Origin of the sequence: Rhodococcus sp. P-2 (assembly GCF_016598535.1) — a bacterium.
GTDB classification, from domain to species: domain Bacteria; phylum Actinomycetota; class Actinomycetes; order Mycobacteriales; family Mycobacteriaceae; genus Rhodococcus_F; species Rhodococcus_F baikonurensis.
This window is the reverse complement of record NZ_CP066779.1, coordinates 4,773,918-4,787,363: the sequence shown is the minus strand read 5'-3', so window position 1 is coordinate 4,787,363 and position 13,446 is coordinate 4,773,918. Positions and strand designations below refer to the sequence as shown.

12 protein-coding genes are annotated in these 13,446 nt (G+C 63.7%); 8 read left to right on the top strand and 4 right to left on the bottom strand.

Going from position 1 to position 13,446, the window contains the following annotated elements; genetic code table 11:
* Window positions 1–38: 38 nt before the first annotated feature.
* The 4 genes from I7X09_RS22425 to I7X09_RS22410 are packed head-to-tail and all read right to left on the bottom strand — an operon-like array spanning window position 39 to window position 5,563.
* Entirely contained in the window at window positions 39–857 is an 819-nt protein-coding gene (locus I7X09_RS22425; RefSeq protein ID WP_200313750.1) for an ABC transporter ATP-binding protein, read from the bottom strand.
* A complete protein-coding gene (locus I7X09_RS22420; protein WP_200318034.1) occupies window positions 854–2,935 on the bottom strand; it encodes a dipeptide/oligopeptide/nickel ABC transporter permease/ATP-binding protein in 2,082 nt (693 codons plus the stop codon). The genes I7X09_RS22425 and I7X09_RS22420 overlap by 4 nt, the downstream gene beginning before the upstream one ends.
* Window positions 2,935–3,894, bottom strand: a complete 960-nt coding sequence (locus I7X09_RS22415) for an ABC transporter permease (RefSeq protein ID WP_029254514.1) — start codon at window positions 3,892–3,894, stop codon at window positions 2,935–2,937. The genes I7X09_RS22420 and I7X09_RS22415 overlap by 1 nt, the downstream gene beginning before the upstream one ends.
* Before the next feature lie 43 nt (window positions 3,895–3,937).
* A complete protein-coding gene (locus I7X09_RS22410; RefSeq protein WP_200313748.1) occupies window positions 3,938–5,563 on the bottom strand; it encodes an ABC transporter substrate-binding protein in 1,626 nt (541 codons plus the stop codon).
* Window positions 5,564–5,837: 274 nt separating this feature from the next.
* On the opposite strand from I7X09_RS22410, the gene I7X09_RS22405 reads away from it, so the two are divergent.
* From I7X09_RS22405 to I7X09_RS22370, 8 genes are read left to right on the top strand one after another with little or no spacing between them, the layout of a single operon-like run.
* Window positions 5,838–6,896: a Gfo/Idh/MocA family protein gene (locus tag I7X09_RS22405; protein ID WP_200313746.1), complete on the top strand. Its 1,059-nt coding sequence runs from the start codon at window positions 5,838–5,840 to the stop codon at window positions 6,894–6,896.
* Complete coding sequence (locus tag I7X09_RS22400) at window positions 6,893–7,888, top strand: Gfo/Idh/MocA family protein (protein ID WP_124568827.1); 996 nt, start codon at window positions 6,893–6,895, stop codon at window positions 7,886–7,888. The genes I7X09_RS22405 and I7X09_RS22400 overlap by 4 nt, the downstream gene beginning before the upstream one ends.
* Window positions 7,885–8,943, top strand: a complete 1,059-nt coding sequence (locus I7X09_RS22395; protein ID WP_200313744.1) for a Gfo/Idh/MocA family protein — start codon at window positions 7,885–7,887, stop codon at window positions 8,941–8,943. The genes I7X09_RS22400 and I7X09_RS22395 overlap by 4 nt, the downstream gene beginning before the upstream one ends.
* Before the next feature lie 59 nt (window positions 8,944–9,002).
* A complete protein-coding gene (locus I7X09_RS22390) occupies window positions 9,003–9,932 on the top strand; it encodes a dihydrodipicolinate synthase family protein (RefSeq protein ID WP_200313742.1) in 930 nt (309 codons plus the stop codon).
* Between the two features lies 1 nt (window position 9,933).
* On the top strand, window positions 9,934–10,863 hold the full coding sequence (locus I7X09_RS22385; protein ID WP_200313740.1) for an ROK family protein: 930 nt from the start codon (window positions 9,934–9,936) through the stop codon (window positions 10,861–10,863).
* Entirely contained in the window at window positions 10,860–11,567 is a 708-nt protein-coding gene (locus tag I7X09_RS22380; RefSeq protein WP_095973530.1) for an N-acetylmannosamine-6-phosphate 2-epimerase, read from the top strand. Before I7X09_RS22385 ends, I7X09_RS22380 begins: the two co-directional genes overlap by 4 nt.
* Window positions 11,564–12,256 carry an SGNH/GDSL hydrolase family protein gene (locus tag I7X09_RS22375; protein WP_200313738.1) on the top strand — a complete coding sequence of 231 codons (693 nt, stop codon included), beginning with the start codon at window positions 11,564–11,566 and terminating at the stop codon, window positions 12,254–12,256. Before I7X09_RS22380 ends, I7X09_RS22375 begins: the two co-directional genes overlap by 4 nt.
* Window positions 12,253–13,434, top strand: a complete 1,182-nt coding sequence (locus tag I7X09_RS22370) for an N-acetylglucosamine-6-phosphate deacetylase (RefSeq protein ID WP_234036682.1) — start codon at window positions 12,253–12,255, stop codon at window positions 13,432–13,434. The genes I7X09_RS22375 and I7X09_RS22370 overlap by 4 nt, the downstream gene beginning before the upstream one ends.
* Window positions 13,435–13,446 lie beyond the last annotated feature (12 nt).

Genomic DNA, 13,446 nt, shown 5'->3' with positions numbered 1-13,446 from the left:
ACGTCCTTCATCCTATGTCCGGTCATCCGCTCCATTGGTCAACCCACGTCAACGGTGCGTTGCAGGAGACTGGGCGCCGCACCCAGCAGTTTGGCCGTGTACGCGTCCGACGGGTTGTCGAATACTTCCTGCGCCGTTCCCTGCTCGACGATCCGCCCGGCGTTCATGACGACGATGGTGTCGGAGACGTACCGCACCGTTTGTATGTCGTGCGAGATGAACACCATGCCGAGCCCCAGTCGAGCTTTGATGTCGCTGAGCAGGTTCAGGATCTGCGCTCGCACCGAGACGTCGAGAGCCGACGTCGGCTCGTCGGCGACGATGACGTCGGGTTCGAGCGCGAGCGCACGCGCGATCGCGACACGTTGACGCTGACCGCCGGAGATCTGACTCGGGATGACTTCGAGTGCGGATTGAGGGAGCCCCACCAAACCAACCAGCTCGCGAACGCGGGCTGTTCGGCTCGCGCGGTTGCCGATGCCGTGGACGTCGAGCGGATCGGTGAGGATGTCGGCCACCGTCATTCGCGGATTGAGTGCGGTAGCCGGATCCTGGAACACTATCGAGATCGCCCGCCCGAACTCCTTGCGCACGCCCGCCGATCGGGTCAGAGCCCGTCGGCCGCGAAAGACCACGTCGCCCGACGTCGGTTTCTGGAGTCCGACCATGACTTTGGCCAGAGTGGACTTACCGCAACCCGACTCGCCCACGATGCCGATCGTCGCCCCTCGTCGTACGGCGATACTGACATCGTTGACCGCGTGAACCGTGCCGGGTTTGAACAGTGATCCCGAACGGGTCTTGTGGACGACGTGAATGTTCTTCAGTTCCAGGATGGGTGCTTCAGCTGTAGTCATCGCACGCTCTCCAATTCCAATTCCGATTCTGCGTGTGCGGGAGTCGCGGACTGGTTCGCGAAGAAATGCTCGGTCCCGTCGATACGGACCATCTCCGGCTTACGGAGGGGATCGGAATCCGGGCGGGTGGAACGCTCGGCGAAACGGTCTCCCGGCGCGAAGCTTCCGGGTGACGGAACGGTTCCCTGGATCTGATGCAGTCGCGGCGCTTCGTCCTCGATGGAGAGAACGGCGCCGAGAAGGCCCTGAGTGTATTCGTGGCGGGGATCGACGAGCAGGTCACTCGTCGGCGCCGACTCGACGACCTGACCGGCATACATCACCGTGATCTTGTGGGCGAGGGAGGCAACGAGGGCCAGGTCGTGGCTGACGAAGACCATCGCGAATCCCAGCTTTTCCCGAAGGTCGTTGAGCAAGTCCACGACCTGGGCCTGGACGGTGACGTCGAGGGCGGTGGTGGGCTCGTCCGCGACGATCAACCGCGGACTACGGGTGAGCGACATCGCGATCAGGACGCGCTGACGCTGACCACCGGAAAGCTCGTGTGGGTAGCTGGCGAGAGTGCGCACCGGATCGAGTCCGACGAGTTCGAGCAACTCCTCGGCTGTGCGGGTACCGCCACGCTTGGTGAGCTGCTTGAACTGCGCGCGGATCAGCATCGCCGGGTTCAGAGAACTCAGCGCATCCTGGTAGATCATCGCCATGTCGTGTCCGCGCAGCTTGTTTCGCTCCCGGTTGTTCAGTTCGAGGACGTTGACGCCGTCGAACAGGATCTCGCCGGTCACCACTGCTGTCTTGGGCAGTAGACCCATGATCGCCAGCGAAGTGAGCGACTTTCCGCAACCGGACTCGCCGACCAGTGCCATCGTCTCGTTCGGGCGGACGGTGAAGCTCACGTTGTCGACGATCGCCGTGTCTCCGTAGCGTTCGGGGAACCGGATCGTGAGATTGCGGACCTCGAGGAGGGGCGCTGCATCGCCCTCGTACACAAGACGATCGGACCGAGACCGCTCGGTTTCCGCCAGGATCTTCAGGTGAGTTTCGAGAGGGGTCGGCTCGGCGGCCGGCTTCAGAACATCTTTCACGACGCTGGAGTCGGCGAAGTCGTCGATCAACTCCGGGGCCTCGGTGACTGCAGCTTCGTCCTCCAGAATGAGCTCGTTGGAGGTCTCTTCCGCTGCGGCAGTCTGCGCTGCTTCCAGTGCGGAGGGCGTCTTCTTGGTTTTCTTCAGACTCGGATCTGCCATCGCGTCGGTCAGGCCCTCGGCGAGCACGTTGAGGGAGAGCACTGTCAGAAGAATGAGCAGTCCGGGGAATACCGTTGCCCACCAACCACCGAGAAGGACCATGTTCTTGCCGTCGGCGATCACCGATCCCCATGACGGATCCGGGGGACGGACACCGGCGCCGATGAACGACAGGCTGGCCTCCAGCACGATGGCGTCGGCGACCATGACAGTGCAGAAGACGAGAACGGGCGCAGCACAGTTGGCTACGACGTGTTTGACGACGATGTGTGAAGTTCTTGCGCCGATGACCTTTTCGGCCGCGACGTAGTCCTCGCCGTACTGAGCGAGAACGTTCGCGCGAACGACGCGGGCCACCATCGGCGTGTAGAGGAACGCGATCGTGACGATCAGAACCGGGATCGAACCACCGAAGGCTGCGACGAGTACGGCAGCGAGCGCGATGCCCGGGAACGCCATGACTACGTCGAGCACACGCATGATGGTCTCGTCGACGCCTTTTCGGCTCGTTGCGGCCACCGATCCGATGAGAGCGCCGGCGCACAGTGCGAGGAAGGTGGAACCGAGACCGATGGTCAGCGACCAGCGTCCGCCGTAGAGCAAGCGGCTGAACAGATCTCGGCCGAGACTGTCCTGACCGAACCAGTGCTCGGCGCTGGGGCCCGCGGTACCGACCGCCTGTTCGAGTGGGGTGTACTGCGTGATCAGCGGCGCGAAGAGGCAGGCGAGCACGATGATCGCGAGAACCGCCATCGACAGCCAGGCCGAGAGGGGGAAGCGAGAAAAGGTGATACCGGGTCGCGAAAGCTTCTCGGTGAGTTTTCTTCTCATCATGCTGCGCTCCGAAGTCGTGGATTGACGAGCAGGTAGAGGATGTCGACGGCGAGGTTGACGACGACGAAGCCGACCGCGATCACGATGACAACACCCTGAACGACTGCGGGATCACCGTTGGTGACGCCGTTGATCATGAGCTGACCCATTCCGGGAAGGCCGAAGATCTGCTCGATGACCACGGCGCCGCCGAGGAGGTAACCGACACGCAGGCCCAGAACGGTGAGCGGGTTGATCAGCGCGTTACGCAACACATTCCGTCCGATCACCACGTGATAGGGCAGGCCGCTGCCGATTGCGGTACGGACGTAGTCCTTGTCCAACTCCTCGACCATGGACGTGCGGATGATTCGCGTCAGTTGCGCCGCGACGGGCAGTGACAGAGACAGCGCCGGGAGCGCCATGTACCAGAGCCAGTCACCGACGGAGTCGCTCGGATTGACGTAGCCACCGGTAGGGAACCATCCGAGTTGGACAGCAAGGTACTGAATCATCAGCAGTGCCAACCAGAATGACGGTGCTGCCACACCACCGAGGGAGATCACTCGGATGACCTGATCCGGCCAACGATCGCGGAACAGTGCGCTGGTGACACCGAAGATCAGCGAGAGCACGATGGCGATCACCAGTCCGAGAACCGTGAGCTGAATGGTCAGTGGCAGAGCGGTGGAGATCGAATCCAACACCGGGGTACCGGAAATCAGACTGTCACCCATGTTGCCGCTGACCAGATCGGTCACGAAGTGAACGTATTGCAGCGGAAGCGGATCGAGCAGTCCGTTCTCTTCCTTGAACTGCTGCAACTGTTCCGCAGTCGGGTTGCCGCCGTTGAACGCCGCGGTTGCGGGATCGGTGGGCGCGAACTGCATCACGATGAAGACGAACGCGATGATGCCGAGGATCAGGGGGATCAGTATCAGTAATCGCCTGATCAGCATGGGGAGGACTCTTGCCATCGGGGGATCTCTCAGTTGTGGGAAACGGCCGAGCACACGGGTATCAGGCCGGCTTCGCCTGAAGCAGGTTGACGCCGGGGTACGGCAGCGGAGTGACGTCGGCGATCTTCTTCGGATCCCACGCAGTCAGGAGTTCCTGATGGAGAACCGGGTAGTAGACAGCATTTTCGGCGATCTGGTTCAGGTACGACTGCACGAGGGTGCTGCGCTTTGCCGGGGCGGTCTCGCGGGTGGCTTCGTCCATGGTGGCGTAGATCTTCTGCGCCTCGGGGGTGTCGTCCCACTTGGCGTAGGTCTTCGTCCACAAGCCGCCCTTGCTGTACGTGTAGCGGACGAGGAGGTCGACGTCGCTGCCGAATGCCTGGGGGTTGGACGTACCCGCTGCGATCTGGAACTTCTGGCCGCTGTTGAGCTTGCTCACCATGGCGCTGGTGTCCTGCGGTTCGAGCGTCGTGTTGAATCCGACTGCGTCCCAGGACTCTTTGATGGTCGGCAAGCAGTCGGCCAACCAGCTGACGTTGGTGGAGAGCAGCGTCAGGTCGAGGCCACTGACACCGGCGGAAGCGAGGAGTGAGCGGGCCTTGTCCGGATCGTACGAGTAGACGGTGGACGCCCGCGCGTAGTCGGGGTTGCGCTCGTACAGGTAACTCGTGGCCGGTGCTGCCTTGCCGCCGAGGGCGATCTCGATCATCTTCGGGGTGTTGATCGCATAGAACATCGCCTGGCGAACACGAACGTCGTCGAACGGTGCCTGAGTGGTGTCGAAGAGCAGGTACATGAGGTTCATGCCCGGGTTGCCCTCGACGGTGCGCCCGCCGGAGGTCAGCGTGGGGACGTTGGCGACGGGGATGTTGTCGGCGAGTTGTGCACCGGCATTGTTGCCCGAGACGCGTGCGATGCGTGAGGAAGTGTCGACGATGGACAGCCAGTTCATCGTCGCGAAGTTGGCCGGACGCGGCCCGTTGTACGCCTCGTAGGCCTCGAAAGCTGTGTTGCTCTTGGGGGTGTGGCTCTTGAGCTTGTACGGACCGGAACCGACGACCAGCGCGCCGGACTTGGCCTCGTCCCAATGACCGTCGAAGACGTGCTTGGGCATGATCTTGGCGATCGAGAGACGCTGTGCGGCAGCGCTGAACGGGTAGTTGAAGTTCAGGGTCACCGTCTGGTCGTCGACCTTGGTGACGGACTGCAACCAGGAGGAGAAGAAGGAGCGGATCAGTACGTTCTGCTGTGGATCGAGGATGCGATCGAAGGTGAAGACGACGTCGTCCGAGGTGACCGGAGTGCCGTCGTGCCAGGTTGCACCGTCGCGGATCTTCATGGTCCAGCTCGAGGCGGTGGCGTCGGTCGGGACGGCTTGTGCGAGCGCCGCATACGTCTCACCGGTGCCGGGATCGTTTTCGAGCAGTCCCTCGTAGACGTGGTTGACGGCCGCCATGAGGAAACCGGATGCAGTCTGCATCGGGTCGAAGCTCTGGTCGTTGCCGTATCCGATGGCGGTGGTCAGATCGCCGGTGCTCGCGGAACTGCCGACTACCGAGGTCGACGACGGGCCGCCGCCACAAGCCGCGAGAGTCGCGGTGATACCTGCTGCAGCTCCCAACAGCCCGGTGTACCGGAACAGGTCTCGGCGGGTGAACGCGGAGCTCAGCGGTCGTTCGTTCTTCAAGGCGGCCTCCAAGGCGGGGAGCGGGACATCGGGGGAGTGGATAGGGGATGTCCTATGTTCGACGTCCGATGTTGCGTAACTTACATTGTGGATCAGAAAGCGTCTAGAGAATCTTCGGAACTCGCGCCGCGGAACTTCGAGTTCCGAGAGGTTTGGAATCAAAAATAGTGCGTTTACCTGCATAGATGAAGACTGTGTTACCGAAGTCGAATTGACGGGTGAAGGCGCCGCCCGTATAACATAGGACATCCCTCATCCAATCTTTGGAGACTTCATGACCCGATACAAAGTCGGTGTGGTCGGTTGCGGATTCTTCGGTAGTTCCCTCGCTCGCGAGCTGGCTGCCCATCCACGTTTCGAACTGGCGATGCTGTGCGACCATGACTTCGAGCGGGCTAAGGACGTCGCCGCAGAGTTCTCGGCAACCCCGACAGACGACCACGACGTGGTGGCCGCTCACCCGGAGTTGGCCCTCGTTGTCGTCGCGACGCCCAATCACGCGCACGCCGAACCTGCCATCGCGGCACTCGAGCACGGCAAGGCAGTTTTTGTCGAGAAGCCACTCGCCGTCGAATTGGTCGATGCGCAGAACATCATCGCGAGCGCCGACGCGAGCGGTTCGCCGTTGATGGTCGGTCACATCATGCGGATGATGCCGGGTGTACGACGTCTGGCGGACCTGCTGACCTCGGGAGAGCTCGGCGAGGTCGCTGCGATCGAAACGTCTCGCTCACGATGGATCGACACCGGCGGCGCAGATCCACAGTGGTGGAAGCTCGACAAGACCCGGACGGGTGGAGAACTGACTCACGAGATTCACGAACTGGACCTGATGTGCTGGCTCGGCGGCGAGGTGACTGCCGTGTCGAGCATCGCCACCGCGGACGACGGCTTCCGCAACACAGTGGTGTCGTTCGCCGGCGGCGCGATCGGCAGACACACCATCTCGACGCGTTCACACACTTCTTCGTGGGAGCTGACGGTCGATGCCGCCGAAGGCTCGGTCCACGCGGACTTCCACACCGGCCGGGTCAGCCGACTGCGCGGGGGACGGGTCGAAGAGTCGTGGCCGATCTTCGACCTCGACGCCGAGAACCAATCGTTGATCGACGCTGCCAGCAGGACGCAGAAGTACAACTCGGGCAACGGTGGATCCTCGCTGTGGATGCAGGCTGCGATTCGCCACGAAATCGACGAGATGGCAGCAGTTCTCGACGGCAAGGCTGATGCCGACTCGCCGTTGACATACGCACGCGAACGCGCACTCGTCGTCGCCGAACAGGTGCGACTCGGTGGCGGCGAACCGGCAGCGCTGTCGGGAAGTGCGAAGTGACCGTGCGTGTAGCCGTCATCGGCAGTGGCGGAATCGCCCGGGATCACGTCAGCGCTCTGGCGCGCATTCCATCGGTCGAAGTCGCCTACGTATTCGGTAGTGACTTGGACCGGGCCGCATCGGTTGCGGCATTGGCGCCGGGCGCGCAGGCCAGTACCGATCTGGCGAAGATTCTCGCAGACCCGACGGTGCACGCGGTCAACGTGGTCGGAGCCACTCCCGACCATGCGCCCGTGACGATTGCCGCCGGCCGCGCGGGAAAGCATGTGCACGTGGAGAAGCCGGCTGCGCTGACAGTCGCGGACTTCGACGCGATGGTCGAGGCCACCGAAGGTGGCGGCACGTCCCTGATGGTCGGACAGACCGTACGATTCCAGCCGTCGATCACCTCGATCGGAAACTCGGTTGCACAAGGCGCCATCGGGGACCCCCGGTTGATCCACCTCAGTTGGTACACCGGGCATGTCTGGCCAGGGGGCTGGCGAGGCTGGCAACACGACAAGGAACGCTCGGGTGGTCACCCCGTTCACAACGGAACCCACGCACTCGATCTGGTGACGTGGCTGATCGGTCGTCGTCCGATCCGCGTGTTCGCTCGTAGTTTCCCCACCTTCGCAGCGGGGATGCCCGTGCACGACAGCTTCCATCTGACCGTTCGCTTCGAGGACGGATCGCTGGCACTCATCGAATTGGCTTACGCACTACCGCAATCGGGCAAGATGGTGCGCCGGATCGTGGTGTCCGGAACTTCCGGCACGCTCGCGCACGACACCGGCGACGACCCGGGACTGATGACGGACACGACCAACGCGCCGCCGTCGTCGATCGAGGACGCGATGTCGCATCAGATGCGTCACTGGATCGCCACACTCGACGGTTCCGCGAGCCCGATAGTCGAGAACTGGCAGGTGCGTGCAGCTCTCGCGACTGCCATCGCTGCCCAGCAATCACTTGACACCGGCCGTGCGATCTCGATCGGAGAACACCGATGACCGGCACCGGTTCGATCCGCGTCGGATTTGTCAGCGGCGTCAGGCATGCCGGTTCCTACGCGGACCTGTTGCGTTCCGATCCTCGAGTGAGCGTGGTCGGGGCCTCCGACGAATCCTCGGTCCCCGATTGGATTCGTGAGGACGGGATCGCGATGGCAAAGGCCGCAGACATCGAGTGGATCGACGAACTCGGCGAGCTCCTCGACCCCGAACGGATAGACCTGGCGATCATCTGCAGTGAGCCGACCAGGCATGCACGGCTTGCGATTGCCGCATTGGACGCGGGACTCGACGTCCTGGTGGACAAGCCGGTGGGCGTCGACGAGGCGGAGGCCGCGGCGGTGGCGGAAGCCGCACGGTCGAACGGGCGAATCTGTACGGTGGTGAACCGCACTCATTCACCTGCGCTACGACGACTGCGCCGCTGGATCGATGCCGGAAGTCTCGGACTGCCGCGCCACGTGGACATCGAGTTCCTGGCAAGCGGAACACATTTCGCCACCTCGGTCGAGCGTCCCGAACTTGTGGTGGATCCGGCGCTGTCCGGCGGGGGAGAAGTGGTGAACTTCGCCGGATACGCCGCCGACTACCTCAGATACCTCACCGGTCTGGACATCACCGAGGTGTACGCCGAGACGAGCACGCTCTACGGCGGCGCTCACCAGCAATTCGGTGTGGAAGACACAGCGTTGATCTCGCTCGCCCTGGAATACGGCGTCACCGCGACGGTGACCGTCGGAAGAATCCCCGCAGCACCGGGTTTCGGTGCGAATACCGCGACGGTTCGGGTCCTCGGCTCCCACGGATACGCAAGTTCCGACGACGACAAACCCGCGGTGACACACTTCGCGGCCTCGGGAGACGTGACCGCATCACCCATCGGCGGCTTCGGGTCGGACAACGCGGTGTCGAGCTTTCTCTCTCACGTGCTCGATCGACTCCCCACACGGACCGAACCCGACTACACCGTGGCAGACGCCCGCGCGTCGATGCGCGTGATCGACGCTGCTTATCTGTCCGCCTCGAGCGGTCAGCCGGTCTCCGTTTCTCCCTGACAGTTCTCCCTGACAGCCGCACCCACAACTCAATCCGACAACCAACATATGGAGACCCCATGAGCACGGAAACCACCACCTTCAGCGGAATCGTCCCGCCCATCGTCACACCCCTGACGCTCGAGGGCGAGGTCGACGCCACGTCGCTCGAACGCCTGCTCTCACTGCAGATCGAAGCCGGAGTCGACGGGTTGTTCGTCCTCGGTTCCTCGGGTGAGGTCGGTTACCTCACCGACGCTCAGCGCGCCCAGGTGGTGCAGACGGCCATCGGTCACGTCGGCGGGCAGGTCCCGGTCCTCGTCGGAGTGAACGACATGACCACCAACCGGGTCATCGCCGTTGCCGAGCAGGCCCGCGAAGCGGGTGCGGATGCCATCGTCGCGACGGCGCCGTTCTATGCGATCACCGACGCGGCCGAGACGGCAACGCATTTCCGATCCATTCACGCCGCGGTGGATCTTCCGTTGTTCGCCTACGACGTGCCGGTTCGTGTCCACAGCAAGCTCAACCCGGCAATGCTGGTCGAACTCGGCCGCGAGGGAGTCATCGCCGGAGTGAAGGATTCGAGCGGCGACGACGTCAGCTTCCGTATGTTGCTCCGTCAGTCGGCCGAGCTCGAAAACTTTGCCGTCTTCACCGGGCACGAGGTAGTCGTCGACGGATGCCTGCTGATGGGTGCTTCGGGCGCAGTGCCCGGCCTGGCCAACGTGGACCCGCACGGCTACGTGCGACTGTGGCGCGCCGCGCAGGCAGGAGACTGGGCCGCAGCGAAGGCCGAGCAGGATCGACTCACCGATCTGTTCTCCATCGTCGAGGCGCCGACACCGGGTCGCGTCAGTGCCGGTGCCGCGGGTCTGGGCGCGTTCAAGACGGCTCTGGCCTTGCGCGGCGTCATCACGGGCAACACGATGTGCGCCCCGATGCTCTCGCTCGACGAGTCCGAGACCGCAACGATCAAGGTCGTTCTCGAACGGGCCGGGCTCCTCTGACATGACATCTGGGCAGAAGCGATGGATCGGTATCGACATCGGCGGCACCAAAGTGGCTGCCGCGGTGGTGACGTCCGACGGAGACGTGATCGACACCGTTCGTGCCGCAACACCGACGGCGGGTAGGGAAGCCGTTCTCGGGACCGCTACCGCGTTGGTCGACCGTCTGAGGGCGAATCACACGGTAGCCGGAATCGGAGTCGGTGCACCGGGAATCATCGATCGGGTGCGTGGCCGCGTCGTCTTCGCCTCCGACATTCTGTCCGGATGGAGTGGCGCCGAGGTTCGCGGAGAACTCGAGGCACACTCAGGCCTACCGGTGACGGTGGACAACGACGTGCGCGCGATGGCCCACGGCGAGAACATGATCGGCGCCGGTCGCGGTCGAACCTCTGCACTGTTCGTCTCGATCGGTACCGGAATCGGTGGCGCGTTGACCGTGGGGGGGCAGCTGTACCACGGTGCCCACGGAACAGCCGGCGAACTCGCGCATCTGCTGGTTCCGGTCTCCGGGGCGATAGGTTGCGGTTGCGGCAGAACCGATCACCTCGAGGCAGTCGCCTCTGGCCCGGCGATGGCAGCCGAGTACGCAGCGCGGGTGGGTGTGCCCACTCAACCGTTGCAGGCAGTGGTGGCGCTCATGCACTCGGGCGATCCGATCGCCCGTGCCGTGGTCGCCGACGCCGGTACTCTGCTGGGTCGCGTCCTGGCCGGCGTCGCCACTGCATTCGACCCCGAGGTGATCGTCATCGGCGGCGGCGCAGCCCAGATCGGAGCGGACCTCCTGTCTCCGCTGACGTCCGCTTTCCGGGTGGAAGCGATGGGCCCCATTGCCGAAACCGCCATTCTTCCAGCCCGTCTGGGCACCGATGCGCCGCTCGTCGGAGCTGCGCTCCTGGCCGCCGCAACACGAATCGAGGTAACACCGTGACTGTCGAAGAGTTGCTCACGATCATCAGCGGAAAGCTGATCGTGTCCTGTCAGGCCGGACACGGCCATGCCCTGCGTGACACCGGGACCATCGAGAGGATGGCTCGCGCCGCGGTCGACGGCGGAGCAGTGGCGATCCGCTGTGGCGGTGTGGGCGGAACCCCGGATGTCGCCGCAGTCGTGTCGGCAGTGAAGGTACCGGTGATCGGTTTGACGAAGATCGGTTCCGAGGGCGTGTTCATCACGCCGACAAGGGAATCAGCTCTCGAAGTCGTCGATACCGGTGCGCAGATCGTGGCCGCCGATGCCACTCTGCGAACGCGTCCGGACGGATTGACATTCGCCGACACCGTCGACGCGGTCCATGATCGCGGCGGCCTCGTCATGGCCGACTGCGGGACCCTCGAAGACGGTATCGCTGCCGCTGCGGCGGGCGCCGACGTCATCTCCAGCACACTCGCGGGATATACCGAGAACAGCAGACGGCTGGCAGGCCCGGATCTCGAGCTGATCTCGGAACTGCGGCAGGCACTTCCAGATGCGGTCCTCATCGCCGAAGGGCGCTACCACAGCCCGGAGGATGCGGCACGCGCCATCGCCCTGGGTGCAGACTCGGTGGTTGTCGGAACCGCAATCACGGACCCGGCGTTCATCACGTCGAAGTTCGCGGCGGCAGTATCGGGCGCCGAAAGGCAGAGGGGATGACGCCGACGTCGCAGTCTCTGAAGTCCAAGACTGCTGAACGGATCCGACTGGAGACTTTGCTCGGCGACTCCTCGACGCCGATCCGATGGGTCTTCACCGGTGACAGCATCACTCAGGGATTGACGCACACCGATGGTCATCGAAGTTACGTCGAACACTGCGCCGAGCGCGTCCGTGGTGAGCTTTCCCTGTTCAACCACGTCCTTGTCAACACCGGAATAAGTGGCAATCGATCCTCCGACGTGCGTGCAGGTTTCGCGCACCGCATCGAAGTGTTCGACCCCTCGGTGGTGTTGATCATGCTCGGTACGAATGACGCATTGGACGGCGACGAAGGACTGGAACGGTTTCGAGACGACCTCTCGGACACGATATTCCGGACGCGAGCGATCGGCGCGGTGCCGATCCTGCAGACGCCGCCGCCGATCGACGTCGAGAACGCGCCCACCAGAGCAGGATTGGTTCAGTACGTCGAGGTCGTGCGGCAAGTAGCCGCCTCGACGCGCGTGGTGTTCGTCGACCACTACGCGCAGTGGACGGCCCATTCTCCCGAGGGCCCACCGCCGGCGCTCCTGGCTGACGCGTTCCATCCGAACGAACATGGGCACTACGTGCTCGCGGACGCCGTGCTCCGTGAGTTGTCGATCGCAGATACCGAAGTTCCCGTTGTACCGCAGGTGATGTCGTGATACTTCGTGGACAAATTCTGCGTGGACAATTGGTGACCGGTGGTCGACTGCTCTCGGACGGGGTTGTCGAGATCGCCGGTGATCGTGTGGTGTGGGCCGGGCCGGCGTCGCAGCGAACCGACCCGTTACCCGAACGGGCGGCTGCGGGGACAACGATCATTCCGGGGTTGGTGGATGTTCACTGCCACGGCGCCGGCGGGTTCGGTTTCCCCGAGGCAGACGAGTTCGGATCAACCGCGGCTGCCGATCACCATCGGACGAACGGCACGACCTCGGTGATCGGCTCGCTCGTCTCCGCGCCGCCGGAGATCCTGCGCACTCGCATCGAACTCCTGGCAAGACTGGTCGACGAGGGCACGCTGGCCGGAATTCACCTGGAAGGTCCATTCCTTTCGGTACTCCGTTGTGGCGCCCAGGATCCCGACAGCATTCTCGATGGCGACCCGGCTCTGCTCGAGTCGCTGCTCGAAGCCGGCCGCGGGCACATTCGCTCGATGACTATCGCTCCGGAGACAGCGCACTTCGACGAACTTGCCTCACTGATGGAACGTCACGGTGCCGTCGTGAGTATCGGACACACAGATGCGTCCAACCCGGTCGCGACCCGTTCGATCGCACACTCGGCGCATGCACCGCTCAGTGCCACTCACCTGTTCAACGGAATGGCTCCGATGCATCATCGCGCTCCCGGCGCAGTGGCGGCGTGTCTTGCCGCGGCCGCCAGAGGACAGATGGTGGTCGAGTTGGTCGGGGACGGAGTACATCTGGCCGACGAGACGGTAGCGACGGTGTTCGATCTTGTCGGTCCGCATCAGATCGCGTTGGTCTCCGACGCCATGGCTGCCGCCGGAATGCCCGACGGCCGCTACCCACTCGGGCCTCTCGACGTCGACGTTGTCGGTGGCGTGGCGCGATTGGCCGGCCACGGCGATACGGCCATCGCCGGCGGGACGAGTCGGTTGATGGACATAGTCCGCCGGGCGGTCAATCACGCGGGCGTCGATCTGCTTTCGGCTGTCATCGCAGCGACGGCAACGCCTGCTTCGCTGGTGGGGCTGGCCGGAATCGTCGGCGATCTCGTGCCGGGTTGCCGCGCCGATCTGATCGTCACCGGTCCCGAACTCGAAACCCGCGCCGTCATGGCCGCTGGGAACTGGCTCATGACACCTGGCTCATGAACTACACCGAAA

Excerpts from the sequence above, each read along its gene's own strand:
- I7X09_RS22425 (WP_200313750.1), bottom strand. The coding sequence starts at position 857 with ATGACTACAGCTGAAGCACCCATCCTGGAACTGAAGAACATTCACGTC.
- I7X09_RS22420 (WP_200318034.1), bottom strand. The coding sequence starts at position 2,935 with ATGAGAAGAAAACTCACCGAGAAGCTTTCGCGACCCGGTATCACCTTT.
- I7X09_RS22415 (WP_029254514.1), bottom strand. The coding sequence starts at position 3,894 with ATGGCAAGAGTCCTCCCCATGCTGATCAGGCGATTACTGATACTGATC.
- I7X09_RS22405 (WP_200313746.1), top strand. The coding sequence starts at position 5,838 with ATGACCCGATACAAAGTCGGTGTGGTCGGTTGCGGATTCTTCGGTAGT.
- I7X09_RS22395 (WP_200313744.1), top strand. The coding sequence starts at position 7,885 with ATGACCGGCACCGGTTCGATCCGCGTCGGATTTGTCAGCGGCGTCAGG.
- I7X09_RS22390 (WP_200313742.1), top strand. The coding sequence starts at position 9,003 with ATGAGCACGGAAACCACCACCTTCAGCGGAATCGTCCCGCCCATCGTC.
- I7X09_RS22385 (WP_200313740.1), top strand. The coding sequence starts at position 9,934 with ATGACATCTGGGCAGAAGCGATGGATCGGTATCGACATCGGCGGCACC.
- I7X09_RS22375 (WP_200313738.1), top strand. The coding sequence starts at position 11,564 with ATGACGCCGACGTCGCAGTCTCTGAAGTCCAAGACTGCTGAACGGATC.